We start from the raw sequence: 18,246 nt of genomic DNA on the forward strand, positions 1-18,246 counted from the left end.
CTCAGCCCTGGTCCGGAGCGGGCGCGGCCAGGGGGGCGGCCAGGTGGGTGAAGGCTTCCAGGTTGCGGGTGGACTCGCCGCGCTTGGTACGCCACTCCCACTCGCGCCGGATGGCGGAGGCGAACCCCAGCTCCAGCAGGGTGTTGAACGGCTCGTCGGCGTTCTCCAGCACCGTGCCGAGCAGCCGGTCGACCTCCTGCGGGGTGACTGCGGCGAGCGGCAGCCGGCCCACCAGGTAGACGTCGCCGAGCCGGTCGACGGCGTAGGCGACCCCGTAGAGGCGGGTGTTGCGCTCCAGCAGCCAGCGGTACACCGCCTCGTGGTTCTCGTCGGGGCGGCGCAGCACAAAGGCGTTCACCGAGAGGGTGTGGTCGCCGACCCGCAGGGCGCAGGTGGTGGACAGCTTGCGGGTGCCCGGCAGCGTGGCGACCAGCGTGCGCGGGTCGCCGGGGCTGGGCTCCCACTCCACCCCGGCCTCGTCGAGGGCGGCGCGGAGGATCGCCAGGGCGGTGTCGCTGCTGGTGGCCATGGGTCGACGCTACCGTGCGGAGGCCCTGCGGAGCCGGGAGGGGACGCGGGCCGCGTCGCTGCCGGGGCGGCCCATGGCGTCGGCGTACACCTCGGCGGTGGCGGCGGCTGAGGCGCCCCAGCCGAACCGGGCCGCGTGCCGGGCGGCGGCCGGGCCGAGCCGGTCCCCGAGCCCCGGATCGTCCAGGAAGCGCTGGAGGGTACGGGCCCAGTCGTGCGGGTCGTGGCCGTCCACCAGGAAGCCGGTGACGCCGTGGCGCACCGCGACCGGCAGCCCGCCGACGGCGGCGGCGACCACCGGTGTGCCGCAGGCCTGGGCCTCCAGGGCGACCAGGCCGAAGGACTCGCTGTGGGAGGGCATCACCAGGGCGGTGGCGGCCCGGTACCACTGGACCAGCTCGGCCTGGCCGACCGGCGGGTGGAAGCGGACGATGTCGCCGATGCCCAGCTGGGCGGCGAGCTTGTGCAGGCTCTCGGGGCGGGCCAGTCCGGTGCCGCTGGGACCGCCGACCACGGGGACCACCAGCCGCTCGCGGAGCGTGGGGTCCCGCTCCAGCAGCACCGCCACGGCGCGGAGCAGTACATCGGGGGCCTTGAGCGGCTGTATTCGACCGGCGAAGAGCAGCACGGTGGCCCCGGCGGGCAGTCCCAGGCGGTCGCGGGCGGCGTCGCGGGCGGCCCGGACGGCGGCCTCGTCGGCCGGGCTGCCACGGCCCTGGTCGCGCGGTCCGGCGGGGCGGAAGACCTCCAGGTTGACGCCGGGGTGGACGACGGCCAGCTGGTCGGGTCCGGCGCCGTAGTGCTGGGCCAGTTCCTGGGCCTCGTCCGCGGTGTTGGCGATCAGCCGGTCGGCCGCATCGACCACCTGGGTCTCGCCGATCACCCGGGCCGCGGGCTCGGGCGTGTCGCCCTCGGCGAGTGCGGCGTTCTTCACCTTGGCCATGGTGTGCATGGTGTGCACCAGGGGCACGCCCCACCGGTCGGCGGCCAGCCAGCCGACCTGGCCGGAGAGCCAGTAGTGGGAGTGCACCAGGTCGTAGTGGCCGGGCCGGTGGCCGGCCTCGGTGCGCAGCACGCCGTGGGTGAAGGCGCAGAGCTGGGCGGACAGGTCCTCCTTGACCAGTCCTTCGTACGGGCCTGCGGTGACATGCCGCACCAGCACGCCGGGGGCGAGTTCCACGGTGGGCGGCAGGTCGGAGGAGGTGGTGCGGGTGAAGACCTCGACCTCGACGCCGAGTTCGGCGAGGCGCTTGGAGAGCTCCACGATGTAGACGTTCATCCCGCCGGCGTCGCCGGTGCCCGGTTGGTGCAGCGGGGAGGTGTGGACGCTGAGCATCGCCACCCGGCGCGGGCGGCGGGGGCGCCGCCCGGACGCGAGGTTCTGGAAGGGGTTGAGTCGGGCGCGCTGCTGACCGCGCCGTACCGGCCGCGCAGGCTGCTGGCTCACCGGATGTCCTCCTGTTGTCTCCCCGACCGCTGCTGCCCTGCCACCGCCGCCGGCGCCGCCCGGGGGTGACGGCGGCGCGTCCAACCGTGCAACAACCACGGAGGCGGGGTTCCGGATTCCCCGTGACCGAAATGTGATCGGGTCGGTGGCGGGGCCGGCGTCCGAGTCGGTGGCCGGGTCGGCGGCGGGGCCGGTGTCCGGGCCGGGCCTCGCGGAGCCCGCGTACGCTGCGTGACATGGCTCCCTTCTCCCCCGACGGCAGGCCGCCCGCCGCCCCGCGCGCGCACGCCCGCAGCCGGGCGGTGCGCCCGGTCGGCACGGTCACCCGTGGCACCACCAACCCCAACCGGCTGCGCAGGATGGACCGCTGGATCGCCGCCACGCTCGGTCCGGCGCTGCGCCGCGCCCCCGGTGCTCCGACGGCGGTGGACCTCGGCTACGGGGCGGCGCCGTGGACGGCGGTGGAGCTGCACGCCCGGCTGTCGGCGGTGCGGCCCGACGTCAGGGTGGTGGGGATCGAGATCGAGCCGGACCGGGTGGCGGCGGCCCTGCCGTACGCCCGGCCGCCCGGGCTCTCCTTCCGGCGCGGCGGCTTCGAGCTGCCGCTGGAGGGCGGCGCCCGGCCGCTGCTGGTACGGGCGGCCAATGTGCTGCGGCAGTACGGGGAGGCGGAGGTCGCGGCGGTGTGGGAGCGGCTGTGCGGGCGGCTGGCCCCGGGCGGGCTGCTGGTGGAGGGCACCTGCGACGAGGTGGGGCGGCGGCATGTGTGGGTGGCGCTGGGTCCGGAGGGGCCTCGGACGGTGACCTTCGCGGCGCGGTTGGCGGGGCTGGAGCGGCCGGGGGAGCTGGCCGAGCGGCTGCCCAAGGCGCTGATCCACCGCAATGTGCCGGGGGAGCCGGTGCATGCCTTCCTGGCGGACTTCGACCGGGCGTGGGCTGCGGCGGCGCCGTATGCGGCGTTCGGGGCGCGGCAGCGCTGGGCGGCGGCCTGCGCGGCGCTGGCGGGGAGTTGGCCGCTGACCGGGCCGCGCAGCCGGTGGCGGCTGGGCGAGGTCACGGTGGAGTGGGCGGCGGTGGCGCCATGACGGCGGCGGGGGCTGTCGTGGCGCTCGACGATTCACTCGAACGAGTTATCGATTAGTGCTGGCGTGTCGGCGCCTCGGCACGCCACGATGGGAACATGCGCACGGCCCCCAGGGATCCCGCGCCACTCCCTGACACCCGCTCAACTCTCAGGCCCACCGAAACCTTCCCCACCCTCAAGCCCGTCCAGCACGCCTTGGAACGCCTCGAACGCAGTCCCGTCGAAGAGCACAAAGCGCGCCTCGGCGACGGCGGCGCCCGCACCCGCCACCGTGGCCAGCGCGATCCGCGCCGCGTCCTCCAGCGGCCAGCCGTAGATACCGGTGGAGACCGCCGGGAAGGCGACGGTCCGCGCCCCCAGGTCGTCCGCCACCCGCAGCGACTCCCGGTAGCAGGAGGCCAGCAGCGCCGAGTTGTCCACCTCGGCCCGATGGACCGGCCCGACGGTGTGGATGACCCAGCGGGCCGGCAGCCTGCCGGCCGTGGTGGCCACCGCCTGCCCGGTGGGCAGTCCCCTGCCGTACCGGGACGCCCTGAGCCGGCGGCAGTCGTCCAGGACCTCAGGCCCACCACGGCGGTGTATCGCCCCGTCCACTCCCCCGCCGCCCAGCATGGCGGAGTTGGCCGCGTTCACCACCGCGTCCACTCGCTGCTCGGTGATGTCACCCTGCACCAGCGTGATCCGTGTCACCAGTCGGCCTCTCCGCAGAACGGCGCATCGCCCCCCGTCCAGGTTATCCGCGCCGGTCATCGCGGGGTCGGCCGCTCGGAGCGCCGCACCGGCCCGGAGCAGGCCGGACTGGAGATCACGTTAGGGTCACGGGAAGATTCCCGGTGGACGGTGCCCGGCGGGCACTGCACACCCCTCCCGGCCGTTGCACGGCCAGGGACAGAGAGGACCGACTGATGCCCGCAACCGGAGACGAGCGCGACCACAGCGCCCCGCCCCCGGACGGCGCCCGCACCGCCGAGGCCCCCGCCGCCCCGGTGGCGATCCGCCCTTGCCCGGCCCAGCCCCGCAGCGGAGCCCGGGAGCCCGGCTCGGAGGCACCCGTCTCGGCACCCATACCTCGGCCTCGACACGGGTCCGCCTCGGACGCCGCCCTGCCCGCCCCCATCCCGCTGCTGGTCGTGGAGAACGACGCGAGTGACGCCCGGCTCATCGAGAGGCAGCTCACCGGCACCGGCCAGCCCTTCGCGCTGCGCTGGGCCCGAGGGCTGGAGCAGGCCGCCCGGCAGCTCACCGAGCCGGGCAACGCCATCGCCTGCGTGCTGCTCGACCTCGCCGTGCCCGACGCCCGCGGGCTCGCCGGGCTGCACGCCCTGCTGCGCAGCGCCCCGCACACCGCCGTCCTGGTCCTCACCGGGGCCGCCGACGCCCACCTGGGCGCCGCCGCCGTGGCCGCAGGCGCGCAGGACTTCCTGATCAAGCACGAGACCGACGGACCGCTGCTGGCCCGCGCCATCCGCTACGCCGTGGAGCGCAAACGGGCCGACGAGTCCCAGCGGCGGCTGGTCGAAGCCGAACTGCGCGGCCAGGAGAACGCCCGCCTGCAACGCCATCTGCTGCCCACCCCGCTGCTGGACGGCTCCGGGCTGGCCTTCCACCGCCGCTACCGGCCCGGCCGCCGCCGGGCACTGCTCGGCGGCGACTTCTACGACGCCGTCCGCACCGACGACGGCACCGTCCATGTGGTGATCGGCGACGTCTGCGGGCACGGCCCCGACGAGGCGGCGCTCGGCGTCGCGCTGCGGATAGCGTGGCGCACCCTGGTCTTCGCCGGCCTCACCGGGGAGGCCCTGCTCTCCACCCTCCAGCGGGTGCTGGAGCACGAGCGGCGCAGCGACGAGATCTTCGCCACCTTGTGCATGATGGCCATCGCCCCCGACGGCGGCGACGGCGAGCTGTACCTCGCGGGTCACCCCGCCCCGCTGCTGCTGCGGCCGGACGCCGAGCCCGAACTGCTGCCCGCCGACGAGCCCGGCCCCGCGCTGGGCCTGGTCCCGGCCGGCGGCGGGCTGGACAGCTGGCCCCCGGTGAAGGTGCGGCTGGGCGATGAGTGGGGCCTGCTGCTCTACACCGACGGCCTGATCGAGGGCCGGGTCGGCGCCGGGTCGCGCCGCCTGGGGCAGGACGGTCTGCTGGGTCTGATCGCCGACCACCAGGCTGGCGGAGTGGCACACCAGCAGTTGATCGACTCCGCCATCGCCGAGGTGGAGGACCTCAACGGCGGGGCACTCACCGACGATGTCGCCGTACTGCTGCTGGAGCGCATCCCCCGGCCGGGCTGACCGCGCATGCGGACGGCCCCGGCCCCTCGTGGTGAGGGTGCCGGGGCCGCCGCTGCGCTCCGGGGGGCGGTGTCAGGCCGTGTCAGGCCGTCTCAGGCCACTTCAGGCCGCATCACCAGGGCCCATACGGGCCCATGTTGTTGCGGTTGCCGCCACGACCGCCGGCGATCTCCCTCACCGCAGGCCGTACGTCCACCATGTAGACGATGGCGGCGACCAGCCCGGCCAGCACGAAGATGCCGAAGATGCTGGTGGTGAAGAGCAGATCCAGCACCACCGCGAGACCCAGTACCAGCAGCCAGAAGGGCTTGGTCTTCTTGTCGGCCGCCCGGTAGGCGTCCTCCCGGCGGGTCGCCGCGTCGATGAGCGCCGCGATCTTGAAGACGATGATCGCGGTGACCAGCCACCACATCGGGTTGAGCCACTCCAGGGACATGACGGCACTGGCTCCCACCGTGGCCTCCTCCTCTGCATCCGACTGCTGTGTCCGACTTGCTGTATCCGACTTGCTGTATCCGACTGCGGGCCTTCATCGTGGCACGGGACCGGCCCGCTGCGTGAGGAACGGCCCGGCCCCGCCCGAAGTGCCCGGAATCAGCTCGCCGACTCCTTGGACGTCGCCGACTTGCGGGCCGTGCCGCGCGGCTTGGCCGACCCGGGCCTCTCCGCACCGGACTCGTCGGCCGGTGCGACGGCCTCGGCGACCCCGTCCGCCGCGTCGGCGACCTTGACCGCAGCCTCGTCGGCGGCGGCGGACGCCCGGGACTCGAAGGCCGCGCCCTTCTCCTCGATCTGCTTGGCCGTCTCCTTGCGGCTCCGGTCGACGACGACCTTGCCGCGCTCGGCCAGCTCGTCGTAGACCTCCTTGGCCTTGACCGCGAACTCCGCGGCCCGGCCCACCTGCTGGAGTGCAAAGCCCTGCGCCCGCTCCTGCAGCACCTTGAGGTCGGTCGGCAGCGTGGTCACCGTCTCGGTCACCTTCGCCTGCGCCTCGACCAGCCGGGCCTGGGCCTCCTGGAACCGGGCGGCGGCCTTCTCCTGCGCGGCCTTGCGGTCCGCGGTGATCTCCTCGACCTTCCCGGGGACCTCGCGCAGCTTCTCGTACGCCAGGTCGCCGGCGCCCGCGAGGGCGTAGAGCGGGGTGGGGTCGGTCAGGGTCTTCTTCAGTTCGTCGGTGATCGGCATGAGGGGTCCTCCCCTTGCGTCGTCGGCGGCGACCGCTCAGTCGCCCGTGGTCTGCACGGCCCCGTCGGGGCCCTGATCCTGCGCCTGGTCCGGCGCCTGGTCCTGGTTCCGGTCCTGCGCCTCGTCCTGCCCGTGCCACGACCCGTCCTTGGCGGTCCCCATCCCGGGGACCCGCATCTGCGCGGCCCTGGCACCGACGGCCTTGGCCGTCGCTATCGCCTTCTCCACCGCCCCGGCGGCCGCCGGCCCATCCGGCGCCGCCGCAGCGTTCTCCTTGAGGAAGGAGTCATATATCGCGAGCAGGACCTGCTTCTGCCGCTCGTTGATCAGCGGATCGGCCAGAATCCCGGCTCGCAGCTCCAGACCCGCCTCCTGCCGCTCATCGAGGATGCCGGCCTGCACATACAGGGTCTCCGCCGAGATCCGCAGCGCCCTGGCGATCTGCTGAAGGATCTCCGCGCTCGGCTTGCGCAGCCCGCGCTCGATCTGGCTGAGATACGGGTTGGACACGCCTGCGGCCTCGGCAAGCTGGCGCAGCGAGTACTGGGCGTTCCGCCGCTGCTCGCGGATGTACTCGCCCAGGGAGCCAACGTTCAGTGAGGCCATGGCTCCATCGTGCACCCGAGTGCTAACTATTGCAAGCACACTGCTTGCAAGTGTGTCGCGACACCCGGACCTTGGGCGCTCACGCGGCGCGGCGGCGAACTCATCCGTTCGCGACGGACGGCAAAAGACAAAGGCAAGGAGGTCACCCACTCCTTGCCACTCTCAACGTATAGCGCACCGGGGGGCTTGCGGCAAGGCCCCGGCCGTGCCGCAGAATGGTCGGCCAAGGCCAGAACCTGCGGAAATAACGGATTTGCGAAGTACGTGCGTTGTTGTCGGCATATGGATTACTCGCGGAGCGGCCGGCCGGCATGCAGCGTTGTTGAATGGGGGGTTTTCATGATTGACGTGATCGTGGTCGGCGGCGGACCGACCGGCTTGATGCTGGCCGGCGAGTTGCGGCTGCACGGCGTGCACGCGCTGGTGCTGGAGAAGGAGGCGGAGCCGACCGGGCAGTCCCGCGCGCTCGGCCTGCATGCGCGCAGCGTCGAGGTGATGGACCAGCGGGGTCTGCTGGAGCGGTTCCTTCCGCTCGGCCGGCAGTTCGCGGTCGGCGGTTTCTTCGCCGGTATCGGCAAGTCGTGGCCTGACCGGCTGGACACGGCGCATTCGTACGTCCTGGCCATCCCGCAGACCGTCACCGAGCGCCTGCTGACCGAGCACGCCACCGAGCTCGGTGCCGAGATCCGGCGCGGCTGCGAACTGGTCGGGCTGAGCCAGGACGAAACCGGGGTGACCGCCGAGCTGGCCGACGGCACCCGGCTGCGCTCGCGCTACCTCGTCGGCTGCGACGGCGGCCGCAGCACGGTGCGCAAGCTGCTCGGCGTCGGCTTCCCCGGTGAGCCCGCCAGGGTCGAGACACTGCTGGGCGAGGTGGAGGTGGCCGTGCCGCCGGAGACGCTCAACGCCGTCATCGCCGAAGTCCGCAAGACCCATCTGCGGTTCGGCGCCATGCCGCGAGGTGAAGGGGTGTACCGCCTCATCGTGCCCGCCGAAGGGGTGGCCGAGGACCGCGCGGTCCCGCCGACCCTGGAGGAGCTCAAGCAGCGGCTGCGGGCGTTCGCCGGCACCGACTTCGGCGCGCACTCACCACGCTGGCTCTCCCGCTTCGGCGACGCCACCCGGCTGGCCGAGCGCTACCGGACCGGCCGGGTCCTGCTGGCCGGAGACGCGGCGCACATCCACCCGCCGACCGGCGGGCAGGGGCTCAACCTCGGTGTCCAGGACGCGTTCAACCTCGGCTGGAAACTGGCCGCCGAGGTCAACGGCTGGGCACCGGAGGGGCTGCTGGACAGCTACCACGCCGAACGGCACCCGGTGGCCGCCGACGTACTGGACAACACCCGCGCGCAGATGCTGCTGCTGTCCCCCGAGCCGGGTCCCCGGTCGGTGCGCCGGCTGGTGTCGGAACTGATGGACTTCGAGGAGGTCAACCGGTACCTGATCGAGAAGCTCACGGCGATCGGGGTCCGCTACGACTTCGGCGAGGGGCATGAACTGCTCGGCCGGCGGATGCGGGACGTGGGGCTGAAGCAGGGTCGCCTCTACGGGCTGATGCACGGCGGTCGCGGGCTGCTGCTCGACCAGACCGGCCGGCTCTCGGTGGAGGGCTGGGCGGATCGGGTCGACCACGTGGTCGACGTCAGCGAGGAACTGGACGTGCCCGCAGCGCTGCTGCGGCCGGACGGCCATGTGGCGTGGGTCGGTGAAGATCAGCAGGCTCTGCTCAGCCGACTGCCCAACTGGTTCGGCGCTCCCGTCAGCTGAGCCGGGTTCGGCGCGGTCCGGTGCCGAACCACGAGACGGCCAGGCTGGTCGCGCCTGACGTGGGCAGCATCCCGGCGACATCGTGAACAGTCATACGGCGCATCCAAGCGGACACCACTGACACCGCCCCCGACCACCCGGCCGACCCTCGTCACACGCCTCCGATGCGCAAGCGCGCAAGTGCCGCTGCGTGCAGAGCAAATGAGCGGCAGCCGATTCCGCATCATGGACGCTGTCGTGGAGACCTACGACGCTGTGGACTTCGCACTGTGGCCCATCGCCGCCCCGCGCGCCTTTCCCTCTCCGGCCGGATGTCGCCGGAGGAAGTCGGCACGGCGATGGCGGTCCTGGCCGGCTACCACCCCGACGTACCGGACACCTCGGCCCCGGGCGCCACCGAATTCCAGCGCTGAAAAGCTCGTGGTCGGTCCACAGCGCGAAAGCCAGGGCTGTCAGTCTCCGGGCTACCAGGGAGGGCTGTTGACCTCTTCGGGGAGCGGACCACGGGGTGGATTGCCGGTCGGTGCGGGAGGCTTGCGCCAGACGAAGACCTCGGTGCTCGGCTGGCGTTCGGAGAAGCGGCCCGAGGGCGAGGTCTCCCGCAGTAGGTGTCCGAGGTCTGCCTCGAAGTCGCCGCGTCGCCTGCCGAAGAGGTGTGGCGCAGAGGAGGAGGTGGAGAACACCCACGCCACCACGTCACCGCAGGTGCGTTCCAGCGGCCGGCCCCCGGGGACGACATACCGCTGCGGGCCCGCAAAGCCTGCCCGGCCGAGTACAGCGGCCTCGCCGCCCGGCGTTCCGTTCGGCAGGACCCCGCGGCCTGCTCGTCGGACCGGTCCCAGGTACTGCCGGACCAGATCCTGGATGGCGGCATAGGGAACCGCCGGATGCGGGAGATCGGCGACGTCTCGCGTCTCCGTCTTCAGGTCCGAGATGTGTACCAGGGCACCCGCCGGCCGGAGCATGTCCTTGACGGTTGCCGCCACCAGATCGCGGTCCATCCAGTGGAAGGACTGGCCGAAGGTCGCGACGGTGAACGTCCCGAGACCTGCGGGCAGTTCCTCGGCGCGGAGCCGGACCCACCTCGTCTTCCGGGTCACGCCTGCCTCTTCGGCCCGGTGGCCGGCTTCGGCGAGCATCCCGCTGTCCGGGTCCACGCCGACGATCTCGCTGAACAGGTGCGCCAAGCCCAGAGCGAGGATGCCGGGCCCGCAGCCCACATCGATCAGACGTCCCCGGCCGTCGAGCGCCAGGGCCTCGGCGAGTACCTCCGCGAGTCCGGGTGCGTAGGGGAGCCGCCCCCGTCGGTAGTAGGGAGCCGAGCCCAGAAACAGCGTGTCGTCCCACTCCCAGCCCTCGGGCATACCGGCTACCGCCTTTCTTCCGCGCATCGCATGCCCCTCGCAGCGATGGCTCCACGGCTCATTGTCGGACCGGCGCGCTACGTTGCCGCCATGCCGGAATTCGTACTGGTCGCGGGCGCGTGGCTTGGGTCGTGGGCGTGGGACGAGGTGGTGCCGGAGTTGCGTGCGGCCGGGCATGGTGCCCATCCGGTGACGCTGTCCGGCCTCGGCGACAGACGGGGCGTACCGGCGGGGCAGCAGACCCATGTCCGGGACATCGTGGAGGAGGTGGAACGCCGCGATCTCCGTGAGGTCGTCCTCGTCGGGCACAGCTACTCGGGCATCCCGGTCGGCCAGGCTGCCGAGCGGATCGGCGACCGGCTGGCCCGCGTGGTCTTCGTCGACTCCAATGTCCCGGCCGACGGCGAGTCGTTCGCCTCCGCCTGGTGGCAGGGCCCGGCGGCGCTGGAGGCTTCGATCGCGGAGAACGGCGGCTTCTGGGCGCCGCTCACCGCAGCCGACTACGACGGCCAGGGCCTCACCGGCGAGCAGATCGCACGGATCGTGGGCGGCTCGACGCCGCACCCGGGTGCCACGCTGACCGAGCCGGCCGTGCTGACCCGCCCGCTCGGCGGGCTTCCGGCGACCTACGTCAAGTGCCTGCTCGACGGCCCCGAGCCGAGCGCCGATGTGGCCGAGCTGCTGACCAACGAGCACTGGCGGCTGGTCGAGATGGACACCGGCCACTGGCCGATGTTCTCCCGGCCAGGTGAGCTGGCACGGATCTTGCACCGGTCAGCCACGCAGTCCTGAGCCCGGGAGGGTCGGGGCGGTCAGTGGTCGAGGACGGCGAGGTCGAGCCGGTGCAGGCGGGCGGGGTCGGCGATCACCTCGTACCCGGCGATCAGCTCGCCCTCGATGGTGAAGGTGAGGGCGAGAAGCAACCGTCCATGCGGGGCCACGACCACTTCCACGGCCCCGTCCACCAGCGCCGGTGCCGCGAACCGCAGCGCTTCACCGCCGACGATCGGACGTTGGCCGACTACGACGCACTCATGGCGGAGCTCAACGGCCACCCCGTGGCCTATCTGCACCTGCGCGGCCCGGCACCCGCCTCACCGGGCGGCACCCCCGACTTCGACGCCATCGCCCGCTATCGGCGGCGCTTCGACGGCCCGCTGATCGCGAACCACGGCTTCGACCGCGAGTCCGGGAACGCCGTCATCGAGGCGGGCACCGCCGACGCCGTGTCGTCCGCCACCCACTTCATCGCCAACCCCGACCTGGTCAGCCGATTCGCCCTGGGCCGCGACCTGGCCACCGGGGACCCCGCCACGTACTACACCGGTGCGGCCGGCGGCTATGTCGACTACCCCGTGAGCGGCTGGCGGGACAGCGCGGCGCAGGGCGTCGGAGAGGCGGCAGCCGCCCGGGACCAGTCGTCCTGCTCGTAGTGCCGCGCCCGGCCGGGGTGTCGGGTCAGTTGCGGGCGCGAAGGCGGCGCAGCATGCGGGCGTCCTGGAAGCCGACCGCGCGGGCGGCGGCCTCGACGGTGGCGCCCCGGCCGATGAGGTGGTCGGCGCGCTCGGTGCGCAGCAGTTGCTGGTAGCGGAGCGGGGTCAGCCCGGTGGCGTCGGTGAAGCGCCGGGTGAGGGTGCGTTCGCTGACGCCGGCGGCGGCGGCCAGGTCGGCGAGGGAGAGGCGGTCGGCGAACCGGGTGTCGATGAGGTCCTGGACGCGGTGGACGGCGTCGCTGAGGTGGGCGCGGTGCCGGAGCATGGCGCTGGCCTGCTGCTCGTCGCCGTTGCGGCGGGCGTAGACCACCATGGCCCGGGCGATGCGGGCGGCGGCGCCGGGTCCGTGCCGTACGGCGATCAGATGGAGGGCCAGGTCGATGCCGCTGGCGATGCCGGCGGAGGTGATGACGCGGTCGTCCTCGACATAGAGCACATCGCGGACCACATGGGCGGCGGGGTGGCGGCGGGCGAGTTCGTCCTGCACATGGTGGTGGGTGGTGCAGCGGCGCCCGTCGAGCAGTCCGGCCCGGCCGAGGGCGTCGGCGCCGGCGCAGACGCTGGCGACGGTGCCGCCCGCCGCATGGTGCTCGGTGAGGCGGCGCAGGGTGGCGGGGTCCAGTGGGCCGTGGCCGTGCAGGGTGGGGGCCCGCCAGCCGGGGACGATGAGGAGGTCGTCGGGGGTGAGTTCGGGCCAGTCGAGCGAGGCCCGTACCGGCAGTCCCTGGGCGGTGGGGACGTCCTCCTGCTCGGCCGTGTAGTGCAGCCGGTAGCCGAGGCCGAGGTCCGCTGCGGTGGAGAACACCTGGGCGGGCCCGGCGAGGTCCAGCAGATGCAGGCCGGGGACGAGCAGAAGGACGACGAGGGTCACGATCCGGTCAGCCTCCGGGGTGGGCCGCGACGGGTTCGGTCAGCTCGGCCACGGTGGCGATGGCGGCGAAGCGGCCGGCCAGGGCGTACTCGGTGCGGGCGATGATGTCGGCGGTCCCCAGGGTTCGCGGGTCGGCCAGCAGCTCGGCCACCGTGCGGTCCTGCGGGGCGTCGCGGTGCGGGATGGGGAAGGTCGCGGTGGCGTCGACGGCGAAGACGACGTCGAAGCCGAGGTCGGCGGCCAGCCGGGCGGTGGTCTCGCAGCACTGCTCGGTCTGGATGCCGCAGACGGTCAGCCGGCGGATGCCCCGGGTGGTGAGCAGTTGCTGGAGGTTGGTGGTGGTGAAGGCGTTGCGGGAGGTCTTGGTGATCAGCGGCTCGCCCTCGCGCGGCTCCAGCCCGTCCATCAGCCGGACGTGCCCGGAGGCGGGGTCGAAGGCGGAGCCGCTGCCCGGATCGGTGTGCAGGACCCAGACCACCAGCTCGCCCCGGTCGCGGGCAGCGGCCACCAGGCGGCCCACCTGATCCGCGATGCCGGGGTCGGAGACTGCCTGCCAGAGCGGCCGCTGCCGGAAGGACTCCTGGACGTCGATGACGATGAGTGCGTTCTCCATGCCTTCGATCCTGGTCCGGCTCAGGGGGTTCCGGTAAGGCACCATCATGACCCGCTGCGGACCGATCCGGTCAGCCGCATGCCTCCGGGGCGGGGTCGTCAGGCTGCTGCGGACAGGTCGTTGTAGTCGGCGGTGCGCTCCTGGCCGGAGAGGGCGTGGATGGCGTCCATGACCTGGTCGGTGGCGACCCGGCGGGCCTGCGCCGCCCGCTGTGTGCCGGACGACGGCTGGGCGAAGTGCAGCGGGGTGCCGAACCGCACCGTGACCCGGCGGATCCTGGGCAGCCGGGTGCCGACCGGCTGGATGCGGTCGGTGCCGAGGACGGCCACCGGGACGACGGGTGCTCCGGAGGTCAGCGCGAGCCAGGCCACGCCGGTACGGCCCCGGTAGAGGCGGCCGTCGCGGGACCGGGTGCCTTCGGGGTAGATGCCGAACGCGCCGCCCCGGGCCAGGACGTCGCGCGCGGCCTCCAGCGACGCCTGGGCGGCGCGGTGGGTGCCGCGCTCCACCGGCACGGCGTCGATGGCGGTGAAGAACCGCCGCGTCAGCCATCCCTTGACGCCCCGGCCCTGGAAGTACTCCGCCTTGGCCAGGAAGGCCACCGGCCGGGGTGCCACCAGCGGGATGACCACGCTGTCGATGAAGGAGAGGTGGTTGGCGGCCAGGATGACCGGCCCGCTGCGCGGGACGTTCTCCCGGCCTTCGATCACGGGCCGGTAGACGAGCCGGGCCAGCGGGACGAGCACCAGACGTACGGTCGTGTGCAGCACAGGGGTTCCTCCGTGGGGTGTTGGGCGGGCCGGGGTCATCGCTGGGTGGAGCCGGAGCTGCGGCGGGTGCGCACCGCCATGGCGTCGGGGAGCAGTAGGGCGCTCTGGATCACTGCTCCTCGGGCTGCGGGAGCGGGAGCGGCTGGGGAAGCGGCTGCGGGAGCGGCTGGGGAAGCGGCTGCGGCATCCGGTCCAGGCCGAGCGTCCGGAGGGCGACGTCCAGGGCGTCCTCCAGGCGGTCCGCGCCGGCGGCCCGGGTGAGGGCGCCCATCAGCCACAGCTGGGTGAAGCCGTGCACGGCGGACCAGACGGAGGCGGCCAGCAGCCGGGTGTCCACGTCGGGCCGCCACCCCTCGGCCTGGCTCTGCGCGACCAGGTCCACCAGCGCCTCGAAGACCGGGCGGCTGGTACGGCGCAGCAGCGGGTCGGCCGGTACCAGCAGATCGGGGCGGGACATCAGCTCGAAGAGCCCCCGCCGCTCCACCGCGAAGTCGACGTACATCCGGGCGGCGGCATACAGCCGGTCGGTGGCGGGGACCTGCGGTCCGAGGTGCAGCAGTGCCTGCTCCCGGCGCCGGACGAGTTCGCGGTAGCCCTCGGCGGCCACGGCGGAGAGCAGGGCCGCCCGGCTGGGGAAGTGGCGCAGCGGCGCGCTGTGGGAGACCCCGGCCCGGCGGGCGATGGCGCGCAGGGTGAGGGCCGGTACGCCGCCCTCGTCGACCATGGCCAGGGCGCAGTCCAGCAGGCGTGCCCGGAGGTCGCCGTCCGCATCGGTCATGTAGACAGTGTCTACCGGCGTGTTGACACTGTCTACCAGGACCGAATCGGTCCTCATTGGCTCCTAGGGTCTTCCTGTCGAACCCAAGGACGAGAGGTGGCGGCCATGCCGGAGCTGGTGCGCGAGGTCACGGATGAGCGGGACGCCCTGCTGGCGTTTCTGGCGGCGCAGCGCGGGGGGCTGCGCCGCGCGCTGCTGGGGGTGGGCGAGGAGCAGGCGGCGGCCCGGCCGACCGCCGGCACGCTCTCGCTGGGCGGCCTGGTCAAGCATGTCGCCAGGACCGAGCAGGGCTGGGTCTCGGTGATCCTGGCGGGTCGGCCGGACCCCGACCCGGAGGGGTGGATGGCGCGGTGGCACGAGCAGTTCACCATGGGCCCCGGCGAGACCGTGGCGGGTCTGCTGGCGAGGTACGCGGAGGTGGCCCGGGAGACCGAGGAGATCGTGCGCGCGCTGCCGGACCTGGAGGGCACCGTGTCGCTGCCGCAGGCGCCCTGGTTCCCGCCGGACGGCACGCGGTCCGCCCGCTGGGTGCTGCTGCATGTGATCGAGGAGACGGCTCGCCACGCGGGCCACGCGGACATCGTCCGGGAGTCGCTGGACGGCGCCACCGCCTTCGCCCTGCTGGACGCGGCGAGCAAGGGCAAGGACGGGAACGCATAGGCCCGGCTCAGCGGCCGGCGCTGCGCAGGTCGAGCCGCCGCAGGATCCGGTCGACCAGTTCCGGGTCGGCGCCGGGCTCGCTGCGGGCGGCCTGCATCTCCCGCCGGGAGGCCGAGAGCATCTCCTGCTCCACCTCGCGGAACCGGCGGGCGTACGCCAGCCGCTCCCGGGCGGCGATGCGCTGGCTCTCGTCGTAGGTCTCGGGCAGCGCCCGGACCAGCCGGTCACGCTGGCGGCGGCGGAGTCGCTCCACCATCTCCTCGGGCAGCTCCTCGTCGGCGATCAGCTCTCTGAGCCGGTCCAGCCCGGCCCTGGTGGCCCGGTGCCACAGCTCCCGCTCGGTCCGCTCCTCGGCGTCGGTGTCGGCGCCGATGCCGAGGAGGCGGACCAGGAACGGCAGGGTGAGGCCCTGCACCAGCAGGGTGAAGAGGACGGTGCAGAAGGCGACGAAGAGGATGCGGTCGCGCTCCGGGAAGGCGCCGCCGCCATCGACGGTGCGGGGGATCGCCAGGGCGAGGGCCACCGAGGCGACGCCGCGCATACCGGACCACCACATCACCACCGTCTCCCGCCAGGTGACCGGCTCGTCCTCCCGGGTGTCGCGGTCGCGGTCCAGGTGGCGGGAGAGCCAGGCGGCGGGGAGCAGCCAGATCAGCCGGACCAGTACCACCACGGCCACGATCGCCGCCGCGTCGTCGAGCATCCCGCGCCAGTGGCCGCCGACCGAGGCCATCACGATGCGCAACTCCAGACCGATCAGGCCGAAGGCCATGCCGGTCACCAGCAGTTCGACGACCTCCCAGAAGGCGGTGCCGGTGAGGCGGTAGGTGACATCGTCCTCGCCGCTTGCGTGCTCGCCCAGGTGCAGGGCGCAGACCAGGACGGCGAGGACGCCGGAGCCGCCCAGTTCGTCGGCGACCACATAGGCGGCGAAGGGCACCAGCAGGGAGAGCCCCACCTGCAGGGTGGCGTCGCCGAGCAGGCCCATCAGCCGGGCGCTCCCCCAGCCGAGGAGCCAGCCGACGGCGAGCGCGATCACGGCGGAGAGCACCAGCCGCCCCAGCGCCCCGGGCGCGGAGAAGGAGCCGGAGACGACGGCGCCGATCGCGACTCCGTAGATCACCAGCGCGGTGACGTCGTTGAAGAGCCCCTCGCCCTCCAGCACCGAGACCAGGCGGCGGGGCAGGCCGACGCTGCCGGCCACGGCGGTGGCCGCGACCGGGTCGGGCGGCGAGATCAGGGCACCCAGCGCCACCGCCGCAGCGATCGGCACCCCGGGGGCCAGGTGCCGGAACACCGCCGCCACCACGGCGGTGGTGACCAGCACCAGCGCCACGGCGAGCAGCAGAATCGGGCGGGCGTTGGCCCGGAACTGGCGCCAGGAGGTGCGCTGTGCGGCGGCGTACAGCAGCGGCGGCAGCACCAGCGGCAGGATCAGCTCGGGTTCGAGGTGGACCTCGGGGACGAAGGGCAGCAGCGCCAGCACGATGCCCAGCACGGTCATCAGGACCGGCGGCGGCAGCTTCAGCCTGCTGCCCACCGGCACCGACAGGATGCTGGCCAGCAGCACGACGAACAGCAGGGTGAGCTGGTCCATGACGATCAACTTCCCCGTCAGCCTCTGCCGGATACCGCCTTGAACATGTTCAAAAACGGGTCTACAGTCCTGCCCAAGGCAGTTTTGAACACGTTCGAAACGGAGTGGTCCCCATGGACCTCACAGTGCTCAGCTATGCCATCTACCTGCCGGTCGGCACCGCGCTGACGGTCTGGGTGGCCCGGACGCTGAGCCGCAATGGACGGGTCTTCCTGGCCGATGTCTTCCAGGGCGACGAGAAGCTCGCCGACGCGGTCAACCAGTTGCTGGTCGTCGGCTTCTACCTGATCAACCTGGGCTTTGTCGCCCTCTGGATGAAGACCGACCAGCACATCGCCCGGGCCCAGGGCGTCTTCAACTCGCTCTCGGTGAAGCTGGGCACCGTACTGCTGGCACTCGGCGTGCTGCACCTGCTCAATGTGTACGTGCTGAGCCGCATCCGCCGCCGAGGGCTGATGGACCGCGCGCAGCGCCCGCCGGTGGACCCGCAGGGCTGGGCCGTCCAGGCCGCCCCGCAGGTCTGACGGGGAGCGGGCCGCCATGCCCCCCGACCCCGCCGGACCGGTCGCCGTACCCGGAGCGCGCCCGGCGTACCCGACGCACCGAGCGCACCCGGCGCACCGGGCCGCTGCTCCCCCGGTCCGTCTGCTCACCGTGCTGCACGACCCGGCCTGCCCGCTCTGCCGCCACCTCAGCGGCTGGCTGCGCCGCCAGCGCCAACTGGTGCCGCTGGAGTTCGTCGCCGTGGCGTCGGCCGAGGCCCGGGCGCGCTTCCCCGGCGTGGACCACGACGCGGCGCTGGGCGAGATCACCGTCGTCGCCGACACCGGAGAGGTGTGGACCGGCCACCACGCCTTCGTCACCTGCCTGTGGGCGCTGGCGGACCACCGCCCGCTCGCCCACCGGCTGAGTACCCCGGCCGGGCTGCCGCTCGCCCGCGCCGCCGCGTTCGCCGCCGCCAAGTACCGGGCGGCGACCCGGGGGAAGGCCGTACCGGGCGTCGAGGGGGCGCCCGGTCCGGCCTCCCGCCCCCGATCCGACCCCGGGGACCGGCCCGGCCCCGGGGAGTGGCCCGGCCCCGGCTGCGACGGCGGGGTCTGCCGAGTGCCCGGCTAGGCTCGACCACCGTGGAAGACGCAGTGGCCAAGGACTCAGTGGCCAAGGAGACGGTCGCCGCAGACCTCGTCAAGCA

20 protein-coding genes are annotated in these 18,246 nt (G+C 73.2%); 8 read left to right on the forward strand and 12 right to left on the reverse strand.

Translation table 11 applies throughout. The annotated features are described in order from the left end of the window. Position 1: 1 nt before the first annotated feature. Both C7M71_RS13280 and mshA read right to left on the reverse strand, forming a co-directional pair. Complete coding sequence (locus C7M71_RS13280; RefSeq protein WP_175607681.1) at positions 2–529, reverse strand: type III secretion system chaperone family protein; 528 nt, start codon at positions 527–529, stop codon at positions 2–4. A gap of 9 nt (positions 530–538) precedes the next feature. Continuing rightward, entirely contained in the window at positions 539–1,975 is a 1,437-nt protein-coding gene (gene mshA, locus C7M71_RS13285) for a D-inositol-3-phosphate glycosyltransferase (RefSeq protein ID WP_229758700.1), read from the reverse strand. A gap of 359 nt (positions 1,976–2,334) precedes the next feature. Here mshA and C7M71_RS13290 point away from each other — a divergent pair, with 359 nt between their 5' ends. Next, complete coding sequence (locus C7M71_RS13290) at positions 2,335–3,060, forward strand: class I SAM-dependent methyltransferase (RefSeq protein ID WP_229759116.1); 726 nt, start codon at positions 2,335–2,337, stop codon at positions 3,058–3,060. A gap of 140 nt (positions 3,061–3,200) precedes the next feature. On the opposite strand, the gene C7M71_RS13295 is transcribed toward C7M71_RS13290, so the two are convergent. Continuing rightward, entirely contained in the window at positions 3,201–3,749 is a 549-nt protein-coding gene (locus tag C7M71_RS13295; protein ID WP_229758701.1) for an O-acetyl-ADP-ribose deacetylase, read from the reverse strand. 215 nt (positions 3,750–3,964) lie between these two features. On the opposite strand from C7M71_RS13295, the gene C7M71_RS13300 reads away from it, so the two are divergent. Further along, complete coding sequence (locus tag C7M71_RS13300; RefSeq protein ID WP_111489221.1) at positions 3,965–5,350, forward strand: PP2C family protein-serine/threonine phosphatase; 1,386 nt, start codon at positions 3,965–3,967, stop codon at positions 5,348–5,350. 112 nt (positions 5,351–5,462) lie between these two features. Here the strand turns inward: C7M71_RS13300 and C7M71_RS13305 are convergent, their stop codons facing one another. The 3 genes from C7M71_RS13305 to C7M71_RS13315 all read right to left on the reverse strand — a co-directional run bounded on the left by C7M71_RS13305 (position 5,463) and on the right by C7M71_RS13315 (position 7,141). Next, positions 5,463–5,786, reverse strand: coding sequence for a DUF2516 family protein (locus C7M71_RS13305; RefSeq protein WP_111489222.1), 324 nt, complete (start codon positions 5,784–5,786; stop codon positions 5,463–5,465). Between the two features lie 158 nt (positions 5,787–5,944). Further along, complete coding sequence (locus tag C7M71_RS13310; protein WP_111489223.1) at positions 5,945–6,535, reverse strand: hypothetical protein; 591 nt, start codon at positions 6,533–6,535, stop codon at positions 5,945–5,947. Positions 6,536–6,571: 36 nt separating this feature from the next. Next, complete coding sequence (locus C7M71_RS13315) at positions 6,572–7,141, reverse strand: helix-turn-helix domain-containing protein (RefSeq protein ID WP_111489224.1); 570 nt, start codon at positions 7,139–7,141, stop codon at positions 6,572–6,574. A 339-nt stretch (positions 7,142–7,480) separates the two neighbouring features. On the opposite strand from C7M71_RS13315, the gene rox reads away from it, so the two are divergent. Further along, positions 7,481–8,908 (forward strand): rifampin monooxygenase, encoded by a 1,428-nt coding sequence (gene rox, locus C7M71_RS13320; protein WP_111489225.1) that lies wholly within the window; start codon positions 7,481–7,483, stop codon positions 8,906–8,908. A gap of 464 nt (positions 8,909–9,372) precedes the next feature. Here the strand turns inward: rox and C7M71_RS13325 are convergent, their stop codons facing one another. Further along, entirely contained in the window at positions 9,373–10,272 is a 900-nt protein-coding gene (locus C7M71_RS13325) for a class I SAM-dependent methyltransferase (RefSeq protein WP_111489226.1), read from the reverse strand. Positions 10,273–10,362: 90 nt separating this feature from the next. Between C7M71_RS13325 and C7M71_RS13330 the strand changes: the two genes are divergently transcribed. Further along, a complete protein-coding gene (locus C7M71_RS13330; protein ID WP_111489227.1) occupies positions 10,363–11,064 on the forward strand; it encodes an alpha/beta fold hydrolase in 702 nt (233 codons plus the stop codon). 137 nt (positions 11,065–11,201) lie between these two features. Further along, the gene (locus tag C7M71_RS13340) at positions 11,202–11,705 is read left to right on the forward strand and encodes a beta/alpha barrel domain-containing protein (RefSeq protein ID WP_111489263.1); all 504 of its coding nucleotides are present in this window, start codon (positions 11,202–11,204) and stop codon (positions 11,703–11,705) included. 25 nt (positions 11,706–11,730) lie between these two features. Here the strand turns inward: C7M71_RS13340 and C7M71_RS13345 are convergent, their stop codons facing one another. From C7M71_RS13345 to C7M71_RS13360, 4 genes are all read right to left on the reverse strand, one after another. Further along, the gene (locus C7M71_RS13345) at positions 11,731–12,636 is read right to left on the reverse strand and encodes a GlxA family transcriptional regulator (RefSeq protein WP_111489228.1); all 906 of its coding nucleotides are present in this window, start codon (positions 12,634–12,636) and stop codon (positions 11,731–11,733) included. Positions 12,637–12,643: 7 nt separating this feature from the next. Beyond that, positions 12,644–13,249, reverse strand: coding sequence for an isochorismatase family protein (locus C7M71_RS13350; protein WP_111489229.1), 606 nt, complete (start codon positions 13,247–13,249; stop codon positions 12,644–12,646). A 98-nt stretch (positions 13,250–13,347) separates the two neighbouring features. Next, entirely contained in the window at positions 13,348–14,019 is a 672-nt protein-coding gene (locus C7M71_RS13355; RefSeq protein WP_111489230.1) for a lysophospholipid acyltransferase family protein, read from the reverse strand. A gap of 109 nt (positions 14,020–14,128) precedes the next feature. Then, entirely contained in the window at positions 14,129–14,797 is a 669-nt protein-coding gene (locus C7M71_RS13360) for a TetR/AcrR family transcriptional regulator (protein ID WP_111489231.1), read from the reverse strand. A gap of 105 nt (positions 14,798–14,902) precedes the next feature. Here C7M71_RS13360 and C7M71_RS13365 point away from each other — a divergent pair, with 105 nt between their 5' ends. After that, positions 14,903–15,457, forward strand: a complete 555-nt coding sequence (locus C7M71_RS13365) for a DinB family protein (protein WP_111489264.1) — start codon at positions 14,903–14,905, stop codon at positions 15,455–15,457. A gap of 7 nt (positions 15,458–15,464) precedes the next feature. On the opposite strand, the gene C7M71_RS13370 is transcribed toward C7M71_RS13365, so the two are convergent. After that, the gene (locus tag C7M71_RS13370) at positions 15,465–17,054 is read right to left on the reverse strand and encodes a Na+/H+ antiporter (protein ID WP_111489232.1); all 1,590 of its coding nucleotides are present in this window, start codon (positions 17,052–17,054) and stop codon (positions 15,465–15,467) included. A 113-nt stretch (positions 17,055–17,167) separates the two neighbouring features. Here C7M71_RS13370 and C7M71_RS13375 point away from each other — a divergent pair, with 113 nt between their 5' ends. Beyond that, positions 17,168–17,578, forward strand: coding sequence for a hypothetical protein (locus C7M71_RS13375; RefSeq protein ID WP_111489233.1), 411 nt, complete (start codon positions 17,168–17,170; stop codon positions 17,576–17,578). A 16-nt stretch (positions 17,579–17,594) separates the two neighbouring features. Next, entirely contained in the window at positions 17,595–18,170 is a 576-nt protein-coding gene (locus C7M71_RS13380; protein WP_111489234.1) for a thiol-disulfide oxidoreductase DCC family protein, read from the forward strand. The last annotated feature ends 76 nt before the right edge of the window (positions 18,171–18,246 follow it).

The organism is Peterkaempfera bronchialis (assembly GCF_003258605.2).
GTDB classification, from domain to species: Bacteria; Actinomycetota; Actinomycetes; order Streptomycetales; family Streptomycetaceae; genus Peterkaempfera; species Peterkaempfera bronchialis.